Origin of the sequence: Adlercreutzia sp. DFI.6.23 (assembly GCF_024462535.1) — a bacterium.
GTDB classification, from domain to species: domain Bacteria; phylum Actinomycetota; class Coriobacteriia; order Coriobacteriales; family Eggerthellaceae; genus Adlercreutzia; species Adlercreutzia rubneri.
Map to the genome: position 1 here is coordinate 1 of NZ_JANGBP010000350.1, position 317 is coordinate 317.

At 64.7% G+C, this 317-nt stretch carries 1 pseudogene; it reads right to left on the minus strand.

The annotated features are described in order from the left end of the window. A pseudogene (locus NE591_RS13680) lies at nucleotides 1-301 on the minus strand (4Fe-4S dicluster domain-containing protein); the annotation flags it as partial. Nucleotides 302-317 lie beyond the last annotated feature (16 nt).

The following is a 317-nucleotide window of genomic DNA, read 5'->3' on the forward strand; positions in this document are numbered from 1 at the left end:
CGGCATCGCCGTACCAGCGGGCCATGCCGCAGCACTGGCTCACGCACTGGGGCAGCTCGCCCTGAGCCGTGCGCTGCTGGCACAGCGTGCACTTCTCCACGACGCCCTCCTCCGCGTTGAGGTAGCGCACGCCGTAGGGGCAGCTCATGACGCAGAACTGGCAGCCGATGCACTTCGACGTGTCAATCTGAATGGTGCCGTCGGGCAGCTTGTGCGACGCCTCGGTGGGACACACCGACACGCACTGGGGGTTCTCGCAGTGCTGGCACTGCACGTTCAAAAAGTAGGTTTCGACATCCGGTCAGTACCCGGATGTC